Below are 24,698 nucleotides of genomic sequence, written 5' to 3'. Positions count from 1 at the left end.
TGGCCATTTATCCCGTTACCGAAGCCGACGTGGAAGTTGCAGCAAAGCGTGGGGCATTGTGAACGACTGAGTTTAAGACAGCCTCTCGCGATCCGAAGCGGACCATTTTCCCATCTGCAATGAACAGGACCTTATTAGTCATTTCCAGCAAGCTAGGTCTGTGCGTGATTGCAATTACGATACCGCCCCGAGCGCGGACCGATGACATCGCCGATAGTAGACTGGCTTCTCCGGCCTCATCAAGGTTGGAGTTCGGTTCATCCATGACAACGACGAAAGGGTCTCCATAGAGCGCCCGAGCAAGACCTATGCGTTGGCGTTGCCCGGCCGACAGGAACTGACCTTCTGGACCGACGGGCGTGTCGAATCCTTTCGGAAGGCGAGAGATAAGATCTTCGACGCCCGCTGACCGTGCGGCCTTCCGAATAGCTTCCGAAGGAGCGCGTTCCTGGAAACGGGCAATGTTTTCGGCGATCGTCCCGTCAAGGAGGCCCACCGTCTGCGGAAGGTAGCCGAAGAGCTGACCAAAGCGTTCTTCATGCCACTGGTCGTAGCAAAAGCCATCCAATCTCAAATCGCCTCGCATGGGCAGCCAAGCTCCCACAAGCGCACGAGCTAGCGAGGTCTTGCCGGATCCACTCGGACCAATCACAGCCAGCGCATCGCCGGCCGAGAGCGAAAAGTTTACCCCTTGGACCGTGGGTTTGTCTGAGCCAGGAGGACCGAGCACGAGGTGGTTGACCGTCAGCATCGCATTGGGGACAGGAAGCCGAACCGAAGGCGTGCGCTGATCGCCGTATTGCTGCAAAATTGTATTCAGTCGCTTCCATCCTTCCCGGGCAGCCGAAAGCCCCTTCCAATTCGCAATTGCCTGATCGACTGGGGCCAGAGCACGGCCAAACAGGACGGACGAGGCGAAAATGATGCCCCCGCTGGCGTCTCCATCAATGACCAGCAGGGCGCCAACGGTCAGGATCAGTGACTGGAGACCCTGGCGCATGACGCGGGTGATGCCACCAAACACATTTGCCGAACGAACCGCGATGTCCTGCTGACCCAGAAGATGTCGATTGAGCAGGTCCCACCGGGCTATCATCGTTTCGCGCATACCCAGCCCCGTGATCGCCTCGGCGTTGCGCAAATTGCTTTCCGCCAGCCCGTTGCGTCGTGAGGTCAGCTCAGCGAGATTGTTGCTGGATTTGCGTGTATTCCGGTCATTAAGGACCGTGAGAACGACCAAAACAAGTGAGCCCATCAGTGCGGTCAGGCCAAGCCAATAATGCAGCAACGTCAGGACGACCAAGAAAAACAGGATCCATGGCAGATCGATCAAGGCAGCGGGCCCGCTTCCGGACAGGAAAGTACGGACGTTGTCGAGGTCGCGCATGGCCATCAAGCCATCTCCTGGAGATCTTCCCTGCATCAACTGCATCTCACTGACGGCGCGTTGGATCCGCATGCTCACTGCGCGATCCAGGCCAGTCGCCACCGACGAGAGAATGCGGCCGCGCTGGATCTCGAACATGCCTTGGAAACCATAGACGGTCACCAACATTGCAAAGAGGCCGAACAAAGTGGCCAGGCTATGGCTTGGTAGGACGGAGTCGTAGACCATCATCATGTAGATCGAGCCGCCGAGCAGCAGGATGTTGAGGCATGCGCTGAGCAGAGCCACAGCCACAAATGCGGACTTGTACCGCTCAATTGCACGTCCGAGTTCACCTTGAAGTTGCAACATCATTTTTCACAGACTCCAGGCCGTCTCTGACTCTCTCGTGGCGGCGGCAAAATCGCGAAGCTTGGTTAATAAATCGTGAAAATCCTCCGTGCGAACGGGCACCACATCAATAGGCTTGTGGGTGAATCAGGACCCTTGCGGTAGCAACAAGAATCTTGAAATCACCCCACAGGCTCCAGTTGCTCACATACTCGAGATCTGCCTGCAGCCGGTTTGTCAGATCTTGGCGCCGGTGAGTGGCGCCGCGAAAGCCGCGGACCTGAGCGAGGCCGGTGATGCCAGGCTTGAGAGCATGGCGGCGCCAGTATGCGTTATCGACCTTCCAAAACAGCTCGTCGCCCGCCAGAGATCCCAGCGCATGGGGTCGGGGTCCGACCATGCTCATGTCGCTTTTGAGAACGTTGATAAGCTGCGGAAGCTCATCAATGCTTGTGGCCCTTATGAAGCGCCCGACACGGGTGACCCGCTCATCGTCCGGCCTCGTTGATTGCGTGCCATCGACATCGGTGCTCTCCACCCGCATGGATCGGAACTTGAGGATGTTGAAAAGCCGGTTCGAGCGGCCTACTCGAGGTTGCCGGAAAAACACTGGACCGGGACTGTCTATCTTAATCGCGATTGCCACGAACAAGAGTAGTGGGCCGACCAGGAGCAATGCGAGGCTTGCCAAAGCCAAGTCCATCAGACGTTTGTTGATCCTGTTTGGCAGAGATAGCGGGCCTCGAGAGACAACTACGGTATCTCTACCCAAATAACGTCCAAGAGCGATCGCGCCGAGCGGACTACCTTCATCCAGCATAACTTCTGCTGTTATCCCGAATGACTTCGCCATTATCGCCCATTCACTGCGTTTTTTCTTGTCAGCACTTATGATCAAAAGTTGATCATGAGGAACCAGCAATTCCGCAATGCGGGCAAGTTGTGAAAAGTCCTCAAGGTCCGGCTTGAGGCCATGATCACTGGCATAGATGACGTGCCCTGAGATCGGCAGGTCGGAGGGTGGCCCGTCTACTATCACAAGGCGGCTGAACATCCGCGAGACGTCTTGCCCGACGAAGAGGGTCAGGAAACTTACCCGCAAGAACCACATGAAAACGAAGGATAGCGCAATACCTGTGCCGAAGCCCAACCGTGACACCAGCGGGCCGGCGGCCTGAAAGAATATGAGTAGACTGACTAGTGCTGTGGCGACCAGCAGGGATCTGCTGGCGAGGCGGATGGAATCAAGGCGCGACACTAGGGCGCCGTTAGAATATGCCCCGTTTCGCAGCCCGATTAGCAGGTGAAGCGGCAGAATTAACCATCCCAGCTCCAGCCCATTAGGGCTAAGCCATTGGTGACCCTTGAGATTGACCGCAATCTCGAAGGCGCATCGGATCGCTGCAGTGTCGCACAGCGCCAAGGCAGCGTAAACCAACAAGCGCTGGTTCAACCGCGCTCGTTGGCTAGGTAGCTGCTTATTCTGCGCGCATGAAAGTGCTGCGATCTGCCCTGTTGGAGCCGAATTGGAATGTTCCATTCTCATCCATCCTTCGCGCAGAAAAATTTCAGGACGGGGTTCCTGCGGGAAGCATCAAGATCGGCCAGTCAAGGGCCCTAAAACCCGCGAACCGCAATAGGTTCCCGATTAAAGCAAAAATTCTCATCGCCGCCTCCTCGCTGCCCACCCGTGCCCGCGCGCCGATCCCGCACACCACCCGCGTCAGCTTAGCAGTTTACGGCATGGCTCTAACGCCGAAGTCTTAACCTGTGGCTAAGTCTGTTGTGATCCCTGAAAGCGGTAGTGAAGGGCTGTCAAGCGTTGTCTGCGGAAGTCCCCCCTCTGTGATAGTTCTACAGATGGTTGGAGCTAATCGCGATTGCCGTTCGAACCCTTGCTTCAAACTTGGAGGTCGGACCTTCATGAACGGCATACGAAATTGTTGAGTAGCCTCACGTGGAGCCAACCCGGCCAAGACCGCCCCTCAGTACAGCCTTGGTCCAGAGAGTGTGAAGCGTCGCCTTGCCATGCAGTACTGTCAGAGCTGATTGACTTGCCCCTCCTGCCATTGGCCGCAGTCGTTTAGGATGATTGGGACGCCGGCTTCAGACCCCGTCGGAAAGTACGTGCTCAGACCGATATCGAGAATCTTCAGCTTGCATAATCCGGGGAGCCGCTCGCTGACCGCGGCGGCGGAGCGGCGGCGACCTTGTCTCATGGAAGCCCGCCGCACACTTGGCGATGTGTCGTGCAGCCAACTCGGCGAGGCACTTTCTCGTGGTGAGGCTGGATGTCGCAGCGGCGATGCGAACTGACAGACATTGATGATTGATGATGGAATGGTCGATTATCGAGCGGCTGCTGTCGTCCATGGGGCTATGGGTGAGCGAGCGCATGATCATCGCGTTCTGAAAGACATCTATGTCGCTGCCGGCCGGGCGCCATGCGTTGGGGTGCCTGCGCGGGATGGCCCCTGTTATGTGGGAAAGTCAGCTGCCGTTATGACACGTCAGCATTCGTGAGGACGAAAAATGCAACTCCATCATGACGGAGGGGCAGGGAGTAGGCGTTGGCGCAGCGCTTTCGTGATTGGCCGCTCAATCAAACTGTAAAAAAACAGAGAGCAAATCGTTCCGGCGACAATAAGCAGCAAGTGACCCAGGCCGAAGGCTTTAAGGGTTGGAGAAAGATGATCTGCAACGCGTTGGCTGAATGAGTTAACAATAGTGTGGAGAAGGTATAATGCATAGGATGCCGCGCCCAGGAAGACGCCAGCTTCCGGCACGCGAACGCGCTTCTCGATACATATTAGCCCGTGGAGAATACCGGCAAATGCAAGGCCGAGCAGCAGCGTGCCCCAAGTCGCGGCCAGCGAAACGTAGTCCGCCGTGCCGTCCCGATGGAATCCGAGCCGATTGTAAACAAAAAGCAGGCCCGCGAGCAGGCAGCAACTGGCAATTAAGGGGATCATGCTCGGCGGGAAGGCATTTACACGATGTAACCTCGCGACGAACATTCCGAGCATGAAATCAAGAGTAAACGTTGACAGAAAAAATGCGGGGAGCCCTTCGACCGCACGACCGAAAGTGGCCAGAGCAAGTTGCGATGCCGCAGCCAATGCCCATAGCGCAAAAGCCCAAGTGCCGACGCGTCGGCTGATGAGTATCAACACAAACACAGCGTAAAACAACGCTTCATGCCGAAGCGTCCAAACAACGCTGGGGAGCGTGGGCTTTGTCGATGGCCACAGCAGCATTGACCTAGCTATCATTTCCGGCTCGACGCGGATGCCCATCGAAATTCGGAATACAGCCCAACCAAAAACGATAATCCAAAGCGTAGGGAGCAGGCGAATGGCACGCTTAAGCAGATACCTGCGCGCAATCTGGCTTTGGCCTGCATCACTTCGATGGGCAAAAGCGATTATGAAGCCGGATAGGACGAAGAAGAAATCCACGCCATGTTCGCCGATGGCAAGCCAAGCCCAATGTGGGCCGCCAAATTCGTCGGCCGACGCATTAGCGTGGAAAACGACCACCAGCATTGCCGCGATGCCTCGGGCGAGTTCCACGGTACGAAGCGTAGGCGCTTTTGCATTGGCAACTGACACAGCCTCTACAAACCAATATCAACAGGATTTGTCGAGCACAAACCCGTGGGTGCCGTATGGTCAGTACGATCAGGACCGTCTCGGCAGGCAATGAGGCCCAGCAGGACGGTCACAGCTTCGGTATGACAATTCGAATGAATTTGCACGAGACGCAAACTGTCTGATTGCGACGCATCATCAGGGCAGGCAGCGGTGTAGCGGATCACAATTGACGCTTTGCTGGAATGCCTAACGAAGCTTTGTGATAATGATGAGTCATCCCCTGGCGGTAACCACGCCTGCTGTGCAAGCGGCAAACGCTCGTCGAACAGAGGCGCTCACGAAGAACGCAAGGGGAGGCCTTACTCAGCCAATGCCAAGCGTGTGACATGCCGTTTTTGCTCAAGTGCGCGACCCGAGCGCTGCCGCGCAGCGGGCCTCCTTGGCCACGATCCCCACCTGCGCCTCCATCGATCGTCTCGCGCCGCATTCGCCGGCGGACAACGGTCTTGCCATTCCATGCCGGCCAACCAATTGCTAGAACTGGTACGTCCATGTCCATTGTTCCCCCCTTCGCCGTCACGAGATGGTAGCGGTCCGAATAGAGGGGCTATCCAAAAAGGGAGAGGCCGGCTGTTACGGGATTACGCCGCGGCGTAGGCCTGATCGTTGGCCGGCATATGCAGAGGCAGATCGGCATTTTCGGGTGACAGAGCGGAAACTTGCAGCACGTCCGAGCAACATTCGAAGCGGGCCCGCCAAGCGCTGGTTGACAATCGATGCGAGCGTATTGCCAAAGTCCCTCGCGTCATCAGATCGATCGAGATCCCGCGGAAGTATTCGATCGGCCCGTCGGCGGGCACTTTCGATCGTGCACCGCTTCCCGACATCAGGCACCGCCAACCGCTGATGGATTTCCCTTGAAGGTCACGCGAACTGCAGGGGCGTCAAGCTTGCTTTGAACGTTTTTTTAATGGTATCAGAGTCATGGTCGTAAATCAAAAGGATTGGGTTGCTCTACTCTATCAGTCGCCCATCTGACAATCAGTCCCGAGAAGCTCACTTTTAATCTCGAACAGGAAGCACTCAGATGCAGCGGCGCATTTTAATTGCTGGTGGTGCAGGATTTTTGGGTTCCCATTTGGTTGATCGCCTGTTGCGTCGGCATGACGTCGAAAAAATCGTCATCCTGGACAACCTTTGGACGGGGACAAGAGGCAACCTCGCTCACATAGATGACAAAAGGGCGGCTTTTGTCGAAGGATCTGCAGAGACGTTTGCAACCGACGAGCGGTTTGACGAAATTCTCCATTTGGCGTCGCCGGCCTCGCCGCCTTGGTATATGCGTGATCCGATTCGGGTCATTCAGGCCAATGTGCATGGCGCTCTAAATTTGCGGAACCTTCTCAAGCCGGGTGGTCGGTTCTGCTTTACGTCGACGTCTGAGGTCTACGGCGATCCTCTCATTTCGCCGCAACCGGAGAGCTATCGCGGCTCGGTCGATTGTACGGGGCCAAGATCGTCTTACGATGAAAGCAAGCGATGCACGGAATCCCTGCTCTTCGAATGCAACCGCGTTTATGGCATGGATATTCGCATCGTGCGTCTGTTCAATGTTTACGGTCCGCGCACGAGGATCGATGATGGAAGAGCCGTCAGCAATTTCATCGGCCAAGCTCTCACTTCGGGCGTGCTGACGGTGTACGGCGACGGTCGGCAGTCGCGCAGCTGGGGCTACGTCGACGATATTGCGGATGCCCTCGAACGGTTCTTCTGGCGTGATCAGATTGATTACATTGGCCCGCTCAATATCGGTAATGACCGAGAAATTGCCGTTGTTGACGTGGCCGAGTATATCACAAAGCTGGTGCCAGGCACGCGGATCGAATACCTCCCGCCTGTCCCGCAGGATCCGACCAATCGGTGCCCGGATTTGACGATCTCTCGCAAAGTGCTTCCAGGGTGGTCTGCCAGTATTCCGTATGAAACTGGTGTACGTGAAACTCTCGACTGGTTCAAACATATCGTGCGGACCAGCGAAGCAGTCCCGCTGGCTCCTGCTCCCGTGTTTCTTGATAGATAAGCAGCTGTCAGGTGAAATAGGCGTGATATTGACTACGGCGTTGCATCTCCTTGGCGCCATTGCGCCAAATCGTTTCCAAAGTAGTGATGCGATCAGCAAGGAGCCAAGTTTTGGACAGCGACAGCGCTAAGCTTGATCAATATATGGTGAAATCCTCTTTGCGTGTTGCACTCGTCGCGCTCGGCAGCCCCTACGTTCGCAGAAGTTGGAGTGGGATACCCTATTTTGCGTTGAAGGAAGTCGAGCGCCGCTTCGAACACGTCCACGTCATCGACACTCCGATCGTGGACGAGTGGCTCCGAAGGCTGTCGTGGCTAGCGAGGCTGGGCATTCTGCTCAGCCGGGAGCCACTTGTCAGCAAGTTGTTCGGACTCTACGTTGCCCGGCAGCTCGACGCCGCTAAGCCGGACTTTGTTATTTCAATTGGTGCAGCGCACAAGCTAGCCTATCTGCGCCGATCGTGGCCGATAGTGCATGTCGCTGATGGTTTTTACCGTCAGATTATCGATTTCTATCCTAAATATCAGCCTTTGGGGAAACGCGCGCGTAGGTTGGGAGACCGTATACAGCGCGCACTGTTTGAACGATGCGCCTTGGTTATGCCGACTTCGGACTGGGCCGCTAACTGTGCCATCAATGACTATTCTGTTGCCCCAGAGCGGGTCATGGTGACGCCCATCGGCGCCAACCTTGACAGCTTTCCCGCTCCGCCGGTCCTTAGGGCCAACACGGCACCGTTGAAGCTGCTGTTTGCCGGATATGACTGGAACCGGAAGGGTGGGCAGCTTGTTCTCGAGACGTTCCGCCTGCTGCGCGAACGCTACGACGACGCTGAGCTGCATATTGTTGGGTGTAATCCCGCAATAACTGAGCGGAACGTCACAGTTTACGGTCGTTTGGCCAAGTCTGCCTTGGAGGAGTTATATCGTAGGGCATCCTTTTTCTTCATGCCTAGCCGGCAGGAAGCTTTCGGATTGGTCTATTGCGAGGCCGCGGCATTCGGCTTGCCGTCTGTCGCCACCCAAACGGGTGGAGTAGGAACAATTATCACTGATCATAGTAATGGTCTGCTATTGCCGCTCGAAGCGACTGCCGAGGAATATGCTGCTGCCATCCTTGATGTTTGGGAAGATGAGCTTGCCTATGCCAAAATGCAGTACGCCGCACGCGATGCTTTCGTGAAACGGCTGAACTGGGCTAAATGGGGCGATGTTTTGGTCGAACGTTTGACTTCGATGCACGCCTCGTGACGGCCGACTTCTCCTTGGCCAAGCTTGCGTTCTTTGGGGTGTCAGCCGACGTCAAGTTTTTCAAGTTCAGTCATCCTGAGTAGACGGGGGCCGGATATTTCACGACCTGTCGCCTGGAAGGGATCCAGAATGTCTTGGAAGGCGGCGGTACCGGTCGCAGTAATCGCAGGTTTTTGCCGAACTGCTCGACGCATTTCTTGTGCGACTTGTGCCATCGCGCTCGCCGGTGAGCGCCGGAGCCCGGCTAATCCTGCCGCCGCTGCCACCCACAAGTCCGCTCGCCGGGCACGGTTGCGGGCATACTCGATCTGGAAACCGGCTAGTCTGTCTTCGATGATTTGAAGCGCGCTTTCAGGTACGATCGGAAGCAAGCTCTCAAACACCTGGATATGAGAACGGATCATTGTGCCAGCGTTGGTGGACATAGACCCTGGCAGACGGCGATATCCGGTGAGGAAAGCCGGTGTAAGCGCAAATCTGGTGCGCAGTGCTAGCTGCAATTGCAATAGATAGTCTTCGCATCCTTGGTTTCCCGCCAGATGTAGACTCGGGTCATAGCGCAAGTCTGCAAGCGCGGATCTGCGAATAAGCGGAGTACTGCCGTTGGAAATGAAGTTCCATTGCAGATGGCGGTGCAGGACGTTACCTTCGACGCGCGGCATTGGGGCTTGCCCTGTTATGCGACCAGCGTCGTCAATGGTCCGGAACCAATTATAGACGACCCCGGTTTCCGGGCCGGAATTGGTAAAGGTTCGGTACTGCAGCTCCAGTTTGCGTTTGTGCCACACATCATCGGCATCAAGTGGAGCAATAAATTCCCCTCGGCAGGCCTCAATTGCGATATTGCGGGCCTTGGCGACCCCCCCATTGGCCGTCGAGATCAGGCGGACGCGATCGTCTGCAGCACAATATCTTTCAACCAATTGTGCGGTTTGGTCGACCGACCCATCGTCGACGACTATGACTTCGATCAGGGCGAAGGTTTGAGCCAAAACCGAGTCAAGAGTTTCGCCGAGGGTGGCCTGAGCGTTGTAGGCCGGAATGATAACCGAAACTACTGGTTTGCACGACATCACGCACCTCGCAGCGCGATAATGTTCCGCGCCATCGCTGGTAGGTTCGGATCTAGATCCGCGAACATAATATCTCCACGCGACTGACCAGCTGAAGAGCAACGTGCTCGCGAAAGCACAAGTGTTTTGAGATCCCTAAGCACAGGGCGCGTCAGGATCAGCCTCGGCGCGTGCGCCACAGCTTCCAGAAACAACGCGATTGCCGCAAAGGGGCGCCCCGACGCGAGCGCCAATTTACCCAGATAGAGCGAATTCAGCGCAACTGAGCGACGGAGAGCATGAGGACAACTCTCGGTACAGGAAGCAGGCTGTCGTGCCATGACGAGAGCGTGCGACCGTCGCATCCGGCGGATATCTCGCGACATTGCAGTATCGCTCTGGCGATAGCCCACCAAGAAACCTGGTTCGAGCTGGAAGGGGGTTACGCGTGCGAGTCGGAGATAGAAATCCCAATCTTCACACCCTTGCGCATTGGCATCGCGAAGCGCGGTATCCCACCCACCGACACTTCTTGCATCTTCGACGCGGATCAAAGGTGAACTGCTGTTGCTCAGAAAATTGTCAAGAAGCAGTTCATCGTAAACCCATCCCTCGAACAGGGGAACGAGGAGGCGCCTCTCAGTTACACGGGATGCCATGTCTATATCAACCGACCAGCAATAACAGACCCCTGCACTGGGATTGAGTGTCAGCCGTGAAAGCTGACGCGCAAGCTTCTGGGGGTGCCAAAGATCATCGGCGTCCAGAGGGGCAATCCAATCGCCTCTCGCTTCGAGCAAGGCGCGATTACGAGCGGCGGCAACGCCGGCATTCGCCTGGCGAATCAGGCGCACGCGGGAATCGCTGGCTTGTACCGCGACAACCAGATCATGGGTCGTATCGGTTGAGCCATCATCGACAACGATGATTTCTAGATTCTCGTGGGTTTGCGCCTGGACACTGGCAAGTGTTGCGCCGAGGGTCGTCTGTGCATTGTAAGCGGGAAGAATCACGCTCACCAAGGGTGGGCTTGCTCCCATCAAACTGGCCTTGGCTTCGTCTGCCTTACCTGCCGCAACACCGGCCTTGCCACCTTGCGAGACAGCCTGATCAATTGGCGCAGGAAAGCATAGAGGTTGGGGAAACGAAAGGGCAACAAGGCGCGACGCAATGTGGCGCGAATACGCGGATCGTTTGTGCCTTCGCGTTCAAGGTATGCGCCCAGCCATTGGAGAAAATGAAGCCGTACCTGGCCGTAGTTGCCAGAGCGAACATTCTCGGCGACGCACGATGACGGATGTTGCCTGTACAGCAAGTCGCAATCGTCGGCGAAAAGTACGGGAAACCGAAGATATACCTTCGAGAGGAACGCCTGATCCTCATACATCTGAAGCGGACCTGTGAAGCTTGCCTCGAAGCCGCCGACGGCTTCGTAGGCCGAGCGCCGGATGAGGATTCCCGAAGGGCATGGCGCATGCGCACGCCCCAACGGATAAGTATGCAAAAGGGCGTCAGGTGAATTGACTGGCTGATTTTGGAGATGTCCTGCCAGAATGGTCTTGTCCGTCCCGTCGTTCCAAGAGTTCCAATAAATTGCCGAGTCCGCGACCATGGCCAACTCGGGAAATCTCGAAAAGATGCTCAATTGTCGTTCGAGCTTGCCTGGCTTCCAGATGTCATCGGCATCGATGAAGGCAAGATATTCTCCAGCTGCTACTGCGACCCCCGCATTTCGCGATGCGCTCATTCCGCGATTGGCGTGTCCTGGATGATCGATGTAGCGAACAATCCCGGGAAATTGGGCTGCATAAGACTTGCCGAGTTCGGAACTGCCATCTACCGATCCGTCATCCACCAGGATATATTCGAAATTGACTCCTGTTTGCGCAAGGACGCTTTCGATGGCTTCGTGCAACCAGGGCAAGCCATTGAGAAAGATTGTTACAACGGAGATTTTCCCGGCTTGAATATTGCTCATCTCCGCAATGCCTCCATTTCATCGCGCAACTGTTCTGCTGACCAATCACCGACAGCAAGTCTTGGCAGTGCGAACGGATCGCAGTTTTTGGGCATGACGGCCGCGCGGTGCGTTGTGACGGCCCAAGAATAGCCCGCGTCGGCCACCTGGGTGCGTGTTTCGCTGTTCCAGTTGCCGTGAGGATAGGCGAAACCTGTCGGCAATTGCCCAGTTTGCTCGGCAACCTCGGCTCGGCTCCCCGAAATTTCCTGCCAACGTCGTGCAGGATCAAATTCCACCAAGGGGTGGTGAGTTCGAGCATGTCCGCCGACAGAAATACAAGTCGAGGGCAAGCTGCCTGCATCTTCAAGGCTCATCGGTAAATCAAGATCCGACCAAGTGGGCGTTGCCGAACCACCAAGATGTTCGTGCAAGGTTTTCAGAGCTTTGTCGCGGCTTTGTGGTGACAGGTCCTTCAGGTTGCGCCACAAAAGAACATAAGCTCGCTGTCGGCCTGTCTGCGGCTCCACGCCCGCTCGCCACGGTGTGCACATCTTGGTGGCCGGCTGGTCGTCCGACCATTGCACTTGCAAAGGCTGTCCGGCGACATCCATAATGAATTCCGCCTTTGGTGGACCAGCACAAAGCAGCGCCCAAAGTTCATCCCACCAGAAGGGCCGACCTTTGCCGATTGCTCCCGTCGTCAGAAAAAAGGTGGCAGGGACGCCAGCCTGTTCGAGTAACGGTTTCGCGATCACCACGTTATCTCGGTAACCATCGTCGAAAGTTATCGCCACGGCATTGTCGGGTACAGTGCGGGCCACTATCCTGGCCACAAGCTCGTCCACCGATAAGGGATGGTAAGCTTTTTGCAGAAATGCCAGATGCCTCTTGAACCTCTGCGGGGCCACGCAAAGCTCCCAAGGATCTGCATCAGGCTCCGCAATGCGATGGTACATCAGGATCACCGGCCGCTGGCGCGCGGGCGGAGCTGTCCACGATTGCGCAGCGCGCATGATCCGGCGATGCAATCGTTTAAGCACGACCGCGAACCGCTCGCACGCCAATTATGACCGGATACGAGGGGTCAATGACATCCAGAAAGGACTGTTCGACCTCCTCAAGCGCCATTCCCTGGATGAAACAAGTCGCCGAGTAAGCATTTCCAAACACAGAAATGGTGATGTTTTCGGGACCAAATACATCGCCGAGCAAGCGAGCCGCCGAGGTCCTCGTGAGCGACCAATACCATGTGTCTCCCCATTCACCACGATCGATCGACGTAATCCCGGGCACGGTGAGCAGCAAAACGCCGCCGGGACGCAGAGCGTCATGTAGCTGCTGCACCGCAGATTTCATGTCATAGATCAAGTGTAGCGTCTGGGTGATGACTTGGCAGTCGAAAGTGTCACGCGGCAGAACATCATCCTGTGCAAGATCGCCTATGATGGTGGCGTTGGGGTCGTCCGGGGAGATGTGCAGAATGTCCTGGTGCGTGATGCCGTTGTCAAAGCGTGTACAGTACGTTGCATCGCCAATTTCAAGAGTACGTCCCTGAATCGCCTGCGAATGTTGGGCAAGGAATCCTTCAATGTAATGGCGGTCGACCGGGGTGCCGCGATCAAACCCGAAATCAGGGCTGATCGGCCTGATCCGTTGAAGGTCAGCCATCCGCACCTTGCCGACAGGAGGGGACGCAGAGCGCCCCGCGGCCTTCCGGATGCGATAGGCAAATCCCTCCGGCATCGCTGCGAGGGTGGCCTTTGCGACGCGACGAACGCCCTTGCGCAAAATCCTTGTTGGAGCCGCCTTCAATGCCTTGATCCTTCCTATGCTCCTAGCGATCCATCCGTGATGTCCTGTGGAATGGGTCCAGGCCAGTTCGCCATAATAATCGCGCCAGATCCTGCGCCCTTCGCGCCAGGCGCGGATGGCTGCTAAATCTCGGCCTCGCGGGTGATGTCGTTTATGTACGCGCAAAACCCATGCCAGCATGTCGAGAGGGTTCTGGGACATATTGGATTCATGCCAGCGATAGTCCGCTACCAATGCTGAATGGCTGTAGACTGGGTGCGCACGAGCCAGGCGCAGATAGACGTCATAATCCTCACAGCGCGGCAAGAGCGGGTCGAAACCGCCTGCTGCCATGAGGACCTCGCGGTCGTACATGACGGTCGCATGCATCCCTATTGAATTGCAGCGTAACAAGGTGAGATAGGGGTTTGTGCCGGCATCCATGTAGCGCAACCCACCAGTGGGTTCCAGCTTCTCGTTTACGCGACGATGGGCTCCGTAGACAAAGGCTGCGCCGGGATTTTTCCGCATGCAGGCTAAGCCTGAGGCAATCGCTTCGGGGGAAAGGACGTCATCGGCATCAAGGAAAAGAATGAACCTTGCTTGCGCAACTGCCGCACCGGCGTTGCGCGCTGCTGCCAAGCCCAAGTTCGCCTGCTGCAGGAGGAATACAGAGGGGTATTGGGCAACGACCTCCGAGGGATTGTCGTCAGACCCGTCATCTACTACGATGATTTCTGTCGGCCAGATTGTCTGGGCAAGAATACTGTCTAGTGCGTCACCTAGATAGCGGGCGTGATTGTAGGTTGGAATCACTACGGCAACAGATTCGGCTTGTTTCTCCATTTCGTTAGTCTTTACCTTGAAAAACTTAACGTTTCTTTTGACGGCGTTGCGTTAGGAATGCAACGAGGCAATGCGGCAAATTGGAAACCGAAGGAACGGCATGTCCGTAGCATTCAACTCAAAATGGAGCACGACCGTCTTTCCGCTGGGCACCCGCGGGCCCGACGGTCCTTTGGCTCCGATTGCCCGCCGTTACATCTCCTGGCTTCCCAGGATCGTCCTGTTCGGCCTCCTCGCCAGTCTTCTGGAGAGCGGCAGTATCGGGCTTCTCATCCCTTTGCTCTCGCTGGTCGTGGACGGCCAGATTCCAAACGGCCTGCCCACATTCTTGCACCCTGCGGTCGGCTTGCTCAACACGTTACCGGAAGGTCAGCGCGTGCTCGCTGTCGCGTTTGCTATTCTGCTGCTGATATCTGCCAAGGGGATGGTGCAGGCTGCAAACGCGGCGCGCATCGCCTATGTCGAGGGCCGCATCAGCCATGATATTCGAACGGCATTGGCTGAGCGCATCCTGTCATTAAACTACCCCTTTTTCCTCAAGCATGACGGCACCAAGCTGGTTAATATCATCGCGACGGACAGTTGGCGCGCCGCCGATGTCGTCAGGCTGATTTTCTCAGTCATAATCTCGATTTCTGCTCTTTGCGTGTTTTGCGTGATGCTGGTCCTGCTTCAATGGAAACTGTTCTGTTTCGTCGTGGCAGGTGTCGTGGCAATCCGGGCCATTCAGTCGCTCTTCCTGCGCAAACTGCGCAAACTCGGCCAGGCAGTTACGGAAGATAATGGCGCTCTTTCCCAGCAAATGCTTCTGATCATCAACTCCATCCGCCTGATCCGTTTGTTCGGCCAGCACGATCGTGAACACGAGGCGTTCAGGGAGGTATCGGATCGCCTGCGAGGCAGCCTTCTCGCAGTTCAAAAGGCCACTGCATCGTCAATGCCGCGCCTGGAAATGATGCAGTCGATCCTGTTTGTCGCGGTGCTTTTAGTGGCGAGCGAAATGGCCATGTCGCTACCAGAAACGACGGCCTTTCTTGTCTTGCTCTATCGTATGCAGCCAAGGGTAACTGCACTAGACCAAGCGAGATTGGGGATAGCCCCGTTGCGGGCATCGGTGGAGCAGGTCGAATGGCTGCTCGGGCAAGAGGATGACCCGATACCAGCGGTGGGAGGCAGGCCAATGCCCGAAACCCACCATGACATTTATTTCAAGAACGTAAGCTATTCCTATCCCACCGGCTCGGGTGCAGCATTAAGCGAGGCCAGCTTTACAATCCCGTATGGGACGTCAACCGCGCTTATCGGACGATCCGGGGCTGGCAAGTCCACCATCGTGAATCTCCTGTGCCGTCTGATCGAGCCAGAAACCGGCGCCCTGTATCTCGGTAATGCGGCCATATCCGAAATATCTGCAGGGGCGTGGCGCCGACATGTAGCAATTGCGGGGCAGGACATCGATTTGATTGACGGAACAATCGCAGAGAACATTGCCTATGGTCGCCCCGAGGCGAGCCTTGCCGAGATCGAGGAAGCAGCCCGCATCGCGGATGCTGATGAATTCATCTCGCGGCTGCCCTTTGGCTATGATTCGCGCGTAGGACTGCGGGGGCTGAGTCTATCCGGCGGACAGCGCCAGCGTATCGGACTCGCGCGGGCGCTTCTTGTGCGCCCTCGACTGCTTATTCTGGACGAGGCGACCAATGCCGTCGATGGTCTTTCGGAACAGACGATCATGCAACTGTTGCTGGAACACCGCAGGTTTGAGTCTGCGCTGGTTGTCAGTCACCGCCGAAGCACGTTGCAAGCGTGTTCTCATGGCATCGTGATAGAGCAGGGACGCGTCGCGGAGAGCGGGCCTTTGAGGGATTTGGCCTTTTACAGCCAGATGGAAGCTGAAGACCTCGAAACATTCTGAATGGTAAGACTTAACATCTCAAGAAAAAGTCATTTTGTGTGACCGACTTGAGATCGAGCCGCTGCAAATTTTACAAACTTCTGTGATTTTTGACAATGTGGTGCAGCCCTGAGAAATACCCTGCTATTTCATCGCCCAGAGTGCAGGTGGGAACGGTGATGCCATGCAAGACCCTTCTGCAAACCTTGCGCAAGTAATAGCGTGGCAGCGAGATTAGAAGGCGCCTGAGATTCCCGATGTCCGAAGACTTGCGATATTGAATCCATAGAGCGACAACATGTCCGCGCATGTAGGCGCGGATCTGTTTTTGCAGTCCTGCCATGTCGGCGCGATGAAAGTGATACAACACAGAAGCGGGTTCGTAACGGCATAGGCCGCCGGCATGCAAGATCCTGTACCAAATTTCCGAGTCCTCAGAACAGCCCGAGGCGCCGGCGCCCAAGTGGGGGTCAAACAGTCCGATCTTGTTGAAGATATCCCGCCGGAATGCCATGCTGGCGCCGGCACCAAATTCCCAAGTCGGTGTTCCCCGCATCCGGGTTTTTTGATAGTAGCTTGCATCATAGTCCTTGCGGACAAAACCATGCCCAAAGCTCCATCCCAGTTCAAATATGCATTGTGCCTCTGTGCGCAATTCTGCCGGAATAACCAGTCCGGTCGCGGCCCAGACATGGTCAGTGTCAAAGGCAGCCTCAAGTCGTAGCAACCAATCTGGGTGCAGGACTGTGTCGTCATCTGTGAAGGCAACGATGTCACCTGAAGCGGCAGCGATGCCGGTATTCCGGGCATGGGAAAGACCAGCGCGATCTTCACGCAGGTAAATGTGGCCATGCCGGCTGACAACCTCGGCTGTTTCCGTCGTTGAGGACGCGTTGTCCACAACGAGCACCTCATGTGGTTGAAAGGTCTGACCAGCAAGAGAGGCGAGACATCGATCCAGTTGCTCTGGGCGATCACGTGTGCAGATTATGACCGAGACGGTATGGGGAACGGCAGCCGGCGAACCCGTATCAGGCGCGACAGCTTGCTGCGACGCCCACGATGCAATGTCGCACACTCCATGGCCGTCAACGAGCTTTGTCGAAGCAATCGGGCGACCTTCATGCCACAGCCATGCCATGAACGGCGAAGCGAGTTTACCAGCTTCCAACGCCTCAGCAACGGTCAGATGATATAGCGCTGTCGGGACAACTACATCCTTCAGCATGTGTGCTCCTAATGTTTCATATCGAGCTGCAGTCGCTCATAGTCGCTCGAAACCTTCAACGTGCTCCGTCGCTGGCGCCAAGATAGACGACGGACGTTAATAAGAAGCATTGCGCTAGAAAACGAATCTTGCCTTGAACGCGTTAGCCGGCTTTTCGATCAGGTGCCAGGACAAGCAGGCTAGAAGAACCGAAGCCGTCCAAGTGGCGATAAATGTAACTAATCCCAAAGGAAGTTGTGGTCCATGCTTCGATTGTACGATATAATACAGCATTAGCAGGTGATAGAGATAGACACCGTAACTTACAGAGCCAAGGTATACCAGCGGTCGAGCCGCTAACAGGCGAGACAGGGTTCCCGAAGTCTGGGTGGACAGCACTGCGATGAACCAGACGAAGCAGATTGTCGTAAGCGGCCGTGTCCCGAATGACTCCAAAGCTGCTGTCCCTTGAATGGCAATGCTGATGATTAATGTTACTATGCAGAGATAGCCGAGGGGTTTAAGGCCCCGCAAGGCCCGTGGGCATTCCAAACGCCAAACTGCAAGCGTTGCGCCCATTGCAAGACTGAGCAGGGAGAAAGGCATTAGAACGTCGAAACCGACGTTGTAATGCCCAGGGAAACAGGTGCTCAAGGCAAAGGCCATCCCCCAGGACGCAAATGCCAACGCAGGAAGCAGCCACTTCAGGACGGCGCGCTTAGTCCAGTAAATGAGAAATGGCCATATCAGGTAGAACTGTTCTTCCACAGCAAGAGACCAGAAATGACTGGCAATCCAAGGGTTCCACCGATCCTTCAACCAAAACAGTACGTTGCTGCTGTAAAGAATATGCCAGATTGCACTGGCCCTGATGTGTTCGTGATTGCGCCAGAGCAGAAACGCCAGAAGCAGGTAATATGCAGGCCAGATGCGGAGGCAGCGCCTAGCGAAGAAATTTCCTAGAGGGCGCGCAAAATCCCTGCTTCCGGTACCACGAGCACGAAGGAGGATGCCAGTAATCAGATAGCCAGATAGAGCAAAAAAATACTCTACGCCAAGGCGCCCCAGCATCGCCGGGGCGTCGGCGGCATGGGCATAAACCACAGCAGATGCTGCAAAAATGCGAGTTGAATCAAGAGCTTGAATTCGATGGCTTTCAGCTTCTCGCAATTCGCTCGCGGCTTTTCTTGAGGCATGCTCTATCATGTCGTAATGGCCTTAGTCGCAAAAAACCGGGAGAAGGCGCAAGCGCCTGCTGTATAACGCAACAGTTGTGCCGTATGTCAATACTCGTGCCCTAATGCATAGCTTGTCGCCTACAATTTCGACTTGTATTGCGCCGAAATTCCAGAACTGTAGCAGAGATAAATTCGTAGAGAAATCGATGATTCGACGACCTTTTCAAGTTTTTTCGATTATTAACTTAATAAATATTATCATGATATTTTTTGGGGCTATGCGCTTCGACCGTCCCCTTTACCTGTAGATGTCGCCGATTGCGCGATTCTTCAGGTCCACGGGCCTCGCTTGACCAAGCCTCAGGTCCACCCAATTGGAAAGAATGTGATTCCAGCTCCGCGTGGTGATTGAGCACGTGCGAGCTATTGGCTGGCGGACGAGAAGTGGCTCCGGATCGCCGTGTTTCTCAAGAGCCGTGGCACTCCGCGGGTTGATGACTGGCAAGCTCACACACAAACATCCGAGTCAACTAAGATGGCCCGCGCTGGCAGATGTGCCAAGGAAAATCGGGATGAACAAGGCATCGTGCCACCGCTGGAACAGGTGGTGTGCGACGGATGGGGCCACCCGGACGATGGCAGGCCCGGCGACCTTAGGCAATCATGACTGACGCGACCTGCCTCAAGGCTCACCAGATGGCTTCAAGCCTTGGGCAAAGAAAGGGGGGCGCGCCTCCAGAACGGGGGAAGCGCGACAGGACCATTGCCCGACCTGCTTCTGCCCGCGCTCTCCTGAGCCGCCACCTTGCTGATTTCGCTGTGTTCAGTGGATCCGGGCGTTTAGAGCGCGAGCGAAGCACAAGCCCGCGCACGGTTCTTCGAGATCATTAACAAATGGATTGGAAAATTGGTTAACGCGCCTATCTTGGCAAAGGCGAATCATGCCAGATTTCGTCAAAGTGGAAACTTCCCCGGTCAGGACTCTCTAAGGTCCGGCCGGGGCTTTCCTCGCAGGGGTACCCACCCGCATCGGACGACTTGACGTTTCCGATCATCTACGGGAGGGGGGTTTGAGGTTTGTTGGTCCATGTCACGGATTTACCTCGGGCAGGTAGGCGATAACCGCCGCCTTCCCCGTCATGGGGAGTAATTCTGGCTTTCCGATCTTCAGCGGCCGACGAGTCAGCGTTGGCGTTCAACTGGATCAGTTACACGAGGGGCAACCACCGACCCTTACATTAAAGCACTGAAGAAGAATAAATATTCTACAATCTTAGCGCCAAAAGCGCGATTCCCAGCCAGCCCATGAGCGAGACACATACTCCCACCGAGAGACCCAGCTTGTAGTTCTTCGACTTACGCGAACCGTCCACTGTTCCTCTTGTTGGCAACTGCGCGACGCTTGATCCATCGTCAGTTGCAATCTTGCTAGAACATATCATTGCGACCCACTCCCATTTCCGTTCGGCTCACCTCAGGATGAGCCTATCCGCGTCCCTTTAATCCTGATACCGATAGACATTATGCGCCACCGCCCTTTTGAAGGTTGCCGGCTGAAACCTAACTGAATGATTAGTGCCAAGAATGGCAATATCCACTTCCGGGAATGTGCGGAAAAAAACCGGAGAATGCACAGTTTTGATCTTCGGCGGACGTCAGAATGATTTTCCTCGATCCTGAAGGGCTCTCGGCAACACCAGCCTCGTAACCGTCGTGCTGTATAAACTGCGCCAGAAGTGTCCCGATTTTGGACATCCACAAAAAGACGCTATTAACGGTACGCCGCCCGAATCGAGCGGCCGACTTAAAACCTGAGGGAGGTGGATGACGATGCGTCGTGCTGCAGAACTGCTGGTGTCGGCTGCGGCAATTCCTGGCGGGTTCTTCCTGATTCAGGAATTGCAAGGAGCAGATAGCGCCACGCCATTCAGTCTTCCAGATGACGCTGAAACGCATGCCCAATATGACCAAGGAAATCTGGCACTTCCGTCTCCGACATTCGCCTCGGCAGAGCAGATTGGCTCTGCCAAAGCATCGGAGCTTTTGATGCCAGAAATTCCCGATCCCATTGGAGCAGCTGAAACGGCGAGCAAGTTGCGTTGGCCTTCCCCTGAGCCCCACTCGGCGTCGGCCAGCTTGTCAGCGCGAGCGCCAGAAGTGGCGATTGCCACCTCCGACACAACGGGCCAGCCACAAGCCGCCAAAGCCCAACTGCAGCTTGCCTCTGCGGAATTCTCGCAAGTCCCTCGCAGCAATAATGGGGACCAAGTAATGGTAGCGGTCGATCCGGTTGCTGTGATCACCGACCCGCATCCCTCTGAGCCGGTTCAGCAAAATGTGTCCTCGATCAACGCACAGAGTGGGACCAAGATGACGCCACTTGCGGCCTTGGTGGCAGATGTGCCGAGTTCCACAGATGTTGATTTGCTCCCCGATATCCTGACTGACCAGGCACCGCCGACGGACCCAAAGTCTGTAACAGCCCCAACGCCTGTAAAAGCGGACACAAGCGCTGCTGTGGTTAGCCCCTCTTCGAGCTTTTCGGACATGGTGCCAGAGGCGCCAACGAAAGCACTGCCTGAAACCATTTCAACAGAACCTTCGGACTTTGGTGGAGCTCTTGACGCTGCTTCTGTGAAGCACCCCGGGACTGAAGTTACGCGCAGCTCTTCTGGCCTTGTGGCGCCGTCAAGACCCGGCGACGCATATCTCCATGATGCTGTCTTCCACGTGGCCCCGGTTGCTCGGGACATCGGGAGTATCAGCGGTGCAAAGCGACCGGTTGTCGAAACCACCTCTGCAAAGCTGGTTGAGATACCTGTGACTTCTTCGAATTCAAGGCCAATGCCCAGTCCTCTTTTTGGGCTGGAAAAGACCGCCATCCCCTTGGCAGAACCACAGGCAAGCTTAGGTCCGAAGTCTGCGCCAGGCGAACAGGGACCCTTGCGAGTATCAACCCTCGCAGATGCAATTGCGGCAAGCTACGCTCGGAATCCGCGTCTGCTGTCCGAGAGAGCTGTCTTGCGAGCGGCAGATTTTGCTCTGCCCGCAGCGCGATCGGCCTATGGCCCCGAGCTCGACGTGACCGCCAGCTTGGCTTTTGCCCGCAACCGAGACGAAATCCTCCCGGGCACTATGACCAGCAACCAAGGCTTTACAAATACTGCCAGTCTGGTCCTGTCTCAGCCGCTGCTGACTTTTGGCCGCTCTGCGGCGGCTGTAGGAGCCGCGCAGGCAACAATAGCCTATCGCCGGGAGGCTTTGCGAGTTGTCCAGAATGAGGTTCTCCTGCAAGTAATCTCCTCTTATGCCGGTGTTATTCGTGAGGCTGGTGCTGTGACCATTGCTCGCGAAAATGTCTCGCTTTTGGAGAAGGAGCTTGCAGACGCTCGGACGAGGTATGCCGAGCGCGACATAACGCTGACGGACGTCCAGCAAGTGGAGTCTCGCTTGTCATTGGGACGAACGTATCTTCTCGACGCAAAGGCTCGGCTTTCCGCTCAGCAGGGCACATTTTATTCTGCGGTAGGCATGGCACCTGGCGATCTCAGTGCTCCGGAAACCATGCTACTCCCTGTGTCCTCGCTTGAGGAAGCCTATGGTTTGGCGGATTTGCATAATCCCCTGCTTCAGGCAGCCAGGATGCGCGAGCGCATTTCGCGCGCGCACGTGGCTCAGGCGAAAGCGGAGACACGGCCTACTCTTAGCTTGAAGGGCTCAGCAGACTATGGGACGTTGTTAGATTATGGTAACAATTTGCGCACGCAGCGGCTGCGCGGGCAACTGACGATTGCCATGCCTCTCTTGGATGGCGGCAAACGGTCAGCGGAGATTGGAAGGGCCGAAGAAGCCAATGACTCTGATTGGCAATTGCTGGATGCTGCGGGTCGCGAAACCAGGGCAGAGGTAGCAGCAAGGTGGACAAAGCTACAAGCAGCCAGTGGGTCCGTCGAGTTCAGTCGGAAGTCTTTGCAAGCATCACTCAGCGCATATGAAGGCGCAAAGGAACAAGAGCGCGCTGGTTTCAGGACTACTCTTGAGCTTCTTGATCTGGCACGGGATTTACTCGACGCGCGTAACCGCTACAACGCCGCGCTTGCTGAAGAATATGTTGCGCGCGCAAACCTCCTGTCGACTATGGGCGCGCTCGACCCTGAAACGCTTTCACCGAGCTTGCGGAGCTATGACCCAGAAATCCATCTGACCAAGGTTACAAAGCAAAGCAGCATACCTCTATTGAATGGTTTGCTATCGGGCATCGATCAGGTTTGGGCGCCTGATCTGGCAACAAGCCGTCCGTCGCGCGACCCGGCCGCGCATTCGGGTATCGGCGAAATTGACGTCACGGAATGAATTGCGTGTAGCCATGCACTTAGCAGCGGATGCTAAGGCGAAATCTAAGATGGCAAGAGAACTCGACCATGGACACTTACGGGGCCCTGTTGCAGATTCGGGCTTAAGAACACCTCAGGCAAACAGCCTGCAAAGGTTGCCCGTCAAGATTGAGCAGGTGTGGTTGAGCGCGAGGCGATGTCCTCCGGAAGACTTGCTGGTAATTCGCCGGCTAGACCCGAATGGAATGATTAGTTTGGGGTAACAGTCTGGTGAGCACCGCTTGCTCTTGCTGCCCGGGCGTCAGGACGTCCCATACTTCGTGCGATAGGGCGCGCCCAAGACGGCTATGACACTGGTAACGGTGCTGATGGACATGCAACGCCGCCGGGATTGGACAAGGCTGTATCGCCGGGAGACTTTGCGCGAGACATCATCGTCGGGTGGCTGAGTGATGGAAGTTGCGCGGCGCCATGATGTTTCCAATGGCTTGTGCTGCCGGGCCACTTGGCCACAGATTTATCAGGCATTCGTTCCGGCGGTGATCGACCATAAGCTGTAAGCGGTCTACTCGGGCTACGGCGGTCCACGGTATTGGTTTGCGACGGCGTTTGCAGGATGATCGCTGGCCAGCCTGGTCAGCGTGGCATGCCGGTTGATGCTGGCATCTTGCAGTTCTCGATGAGCGTGGGGATCACTGCCCAGTCGTCGCCACTTTCGTCGGAGCCTGCTAAGAGGGCCTTCTTGCGACTGAGAAGCAGCGGACCGATCGACCGCTCGAAGGTGTTGGAAGCCAGCTTGACGCGACTGCCGTCGAGGAGCAGCGACAGCCCGGGCCAGACGATGGGCGCGTGGCGAATAGCAACGGCAGGATGGCTATTGGAACTGACGTGCCGGAGTCGGGCCTCGAGGTAGACGTACAGGTCATTGACGACGATCGTGCCGGTTTTGGCTGCTTGAAGGCGTCGCTATGGTTCCGGCAGATCGACGAAGGTGGATCGCGGTGGCCCCTGGCGATATGCAGTAACTGGCACTGATGGTCCTGCAGGATCTTACAAGATACCCAATCGGCGCGGTTCAACGGTTTCCGTGGTCGCTCCTGGTCGTCGGTGAAGATGATTGGGGGCACGACCGGATCGGTATGTCGCTGTATGCTAAGCAATGCGGGAAGGGGTGGTTTGCGTAGCCGTTGGCGACGGACGCGGCTCTGTAGCTGACGAGCATGCAGTTGCCTTGCCTGGCTGAACAGGATCGACTTGCATGACCTGTGGTATTTGTGGCGCCGCACAGTGCAGGGGATAACAGATTATCCAAGCATTTCGGGGAGGCTTCGCCAGTTTGTGATGGGTTCACTCGTTCTCATCGAAGGCGTTTCTGACGCTTCTACTGCTGAGTGCCGACGTGGCCAAGCACCGTGCCTACGCAGTCGAGGCCGAGCATCTGGGGCCTTTCTACATCCGTTAGGACGTCTTTAACTGTCGCCTGTCTAAAGGACATCAGGATATTTCCCCGTCCCGAATTCTCAGCCAGGAAAAGCCCCACGCACCCACCGGTTGCGAGGGGCTTTTTCTTGAAGCTTTAAGCAATCAGTAACCATGCAACGTCTAGGGTCTGGTTGTCAGCTACAGCGATAGCGACATCCCTTTTTATGACTAGGCCGCGCTTATCCCCTACGCATCTCGAGCGCGGCCTTTCTTTCTCCGCAGAGCAAGGCTCGAAATCCTTTCAAGCATTAAAAGTTGAGCGGGCGACGCCTTCTCATGATCTTCCAGCCAAACGTCCTATCCGCCAGCTTGGC

At 56.0% G+C, this 24,698-nt stretch carries 15 protein-coding genes; 4 read left to right on the top strand and 11 right to left on the bottom strand.

Going from position 1 to position 24,698, the window contains the following annotated elements; translation table 11 throughout:
- Positions 1-7: 7 nt before the first annotated feature.
- The 3 genes from IM701_RS19560 to IM701_RS19550 form a co-directional block, all read right to left on the bottom strand.
- Positions 8-1,741 (bottom strand): type I secretion system permease/ATPase, encoded by a 1,734-nt coding sequence (locus tag IM701_RS19560; RefSeq protein ID WP_082013539.1) that lies wholly within the window; start codon positions 1,739-1,741, stop codon positions 8-10.
- Between the two features lie 103 nt (positions 1,742-1,844).
- Entirely contained in the window at positions 1,845-3,257 is a 1,413-nt protein-coding gene (locus IM701_RS21995; RefSeq protein WP_230487947.1) for a sugar transferase, read from the bottom strand.
- 1,003 nt (positions 3,258-4,260) lie between these two features.
- Entirely contained in the window at positions 4,261-5,289 is a 1,029-nt protein-coding gene (locus IM701_RS19550) for an acyltransferase (RefSeq protein WP_156135941.1), read from the bottom strand.
- Between the two features lie 1,108 nt (positions 5,290-6,397).
- Here IM701_RS19550 and IM701_RS19545 point away from each other — a divergent pair.
- Entirely contained in the window at positions 6,398-7,390 is a 993-nt protein-coding gene (locus IM701_RS19545) for an NAD-dependent epimerase/dehydratase family protein (protein WP_193828947.1), read from the top strand.
- A gap of 110 nt (positions 7,391-7,500) precedes the next feature.
- A complete protein-coding gene (locus tag IM701_RS19540; RefSeq protein WP_169745765.1) occupies positions 7,501-8,640 on the top strand; it encodes a glycosyltransferase family 4 protein in 1,140 nt (379 codons plus the stop codon).
- 41 nt (positions 8,641-8,681) lie between these two features.
- On the opposite strand, the gene IM701_RS19535 is transcribed toward IM701_RS19540, so the two are convergent.
- From IM701_RS19535 to IM701_RS19515, 5 genes are all read right to left on the bottom strand, one after another.
- Complete coding sequence (locus IM701_RS19535) at positions 8,682-9,713, bottom strand: glycosyltransferase family 2 protein (protein ID WP_052242770.1); 1,032 nt, start codon at positions 9,711-9,713, stop codon at positions 8,682-8,684.
- Positions 9,713-10,711, bottom strand: a complete 999-nt coding sequence (locus IM701_RS19530; protein WP_169745766.1) for a glycosyltransferase family 2 protein — start codon at positions 10,709-10,711, stop codon at positions 9,713-9,715. The genes IM701_RS19535 and IM701_RS19530 overlap by 1 nt, the downstream gene beginning before the upstream one ends.
- A gap of 20 nt (positions 10,712-10,731) precedes the next feature.
- Positions 10,732-11,670 (bottom strand): glycosyltransferase family 2 protein, encoded by a 939-nt coding sequence (locus IM701_RS19525; RefSeq protein ID WP_039338397.1) that lies wholly within the window; start codon positions 11,668-11,670, stop codon positions 10,732-10,734.
- Positions 11,667-12,608, bottom strand: coding sequence for a polysaccharide deacetylase family protein (locus tag IM701_RS19520; protein WP_230487961.1), 942 nt, complete (start codon positions 12,606-12,608; stop codon positions 11,667-11,669). Before IM701_RS19520 ends, IM701_RS19525 begins: the two co-directional genes overlap by 4 nt.
- A gap of 76 nt (positions 12,609-12,684) precedes the next feature.
- Positions 12,685-14,289 carry a glycosyltransferase gene (locus IM701_RS19515; protein WP_039338400.1) on the bottom strand — a complete coding sequence of 535 codons (1,605 nt, stop codon included), beginning with the start codon at positions 14,287-14,289 and terminating at the stop codon, positions 12,685-12,687.
- Between the two features lie 100 nt (positions 14,290-14,389).
- Here IM701_RS19515 and IM701_RS19510 point away from each other — a divergent pair, with 100 nt between their 5' ends.
- A complete protein-coding gene (locus IM701_RS19510; protein WP_062780542.1) occupies positions 14,390-16,204 on the top strand; it encodes an ABC transporter ATP-binding protein in 1,815 nt (604 codons plus the stop codon).
- A 70-nt stretch (positions 16,205-16,274) separates the two neighbouring features.
- On the opposite strand, the gene IM701_RS19505 is transcribed toward IM701_RS19510, so the two are convergent.
- Both IM701_RS19505 and IM701_RS19500 read right to left on the bottom strand, forming a co-directional pair.
- Complete coding sequence (locus IM701_RS19505) at positions 16,275-17,411, bottom strand: glycosyltransferase family 2 protein (RefSeq protein WP_039338402.1); 1,137 nt, start codon at positions 17,409-17,411, stop codon at positions 16,275-16,277.
- 114 nt (positions 17,412-17,525) lie between these two features.
- Entirely contained in the window at positions 17,526-18,596 is a 1,071-nt protein-coding gene (locus IM701_RS19500) for an acyltransferase (protein ID WP_082013543.1), read from the bottom strand.
- Positions 18,597-20,392: 1,796 nt separating this feature from the next.
- Between IM701_RS19500 and IM701_RS19495 the strand changes: the two genes are divergently transcribed.
- Complete coding sequence (locus IM701_RS19495) at positions 20,393-22,921, top strand: TolC family protein (RefSeq protein ID WP_082013544.1); 2,529 nt, start codon at positions 20,393-20,395, stop codon at positions 22,919-22,921.
- Between the two features lie 617 nt (positions 22,922-23,538).
- Here the strand turns inward: IM701_RS19495 and IM701_RS19490 are convergent.
- Positions 23,539-23,823 (bottom strand): transposase, encoded by a 285-nt coding sequence (locus tag IM701_RS19490; RefSeq protein ID WP_230487960.1) that lies wholly within the window; start codon positions 23,821-23,823, stop codon positions 23,539-23,541.
- Positions 23,824-24,698 lie beyond the last annotated feature (875 nt).

This window comes from Novosphingobium sp. ES2-1 (assembly GCF_015169775.1).
GTDB classification, from domain to species: Bacteria; Pseudomonadota; Alphaproteobacteria; order Sphingomonadales; family Sphingomonadaceae; genus Novosphingobium; species Novosphingobium subterraneum.
The sequence above is the reverse complement of the archived record's forward strand: the minus strand, read 5'-3'. Positions and strand labels throughout refer to the sequence as shown.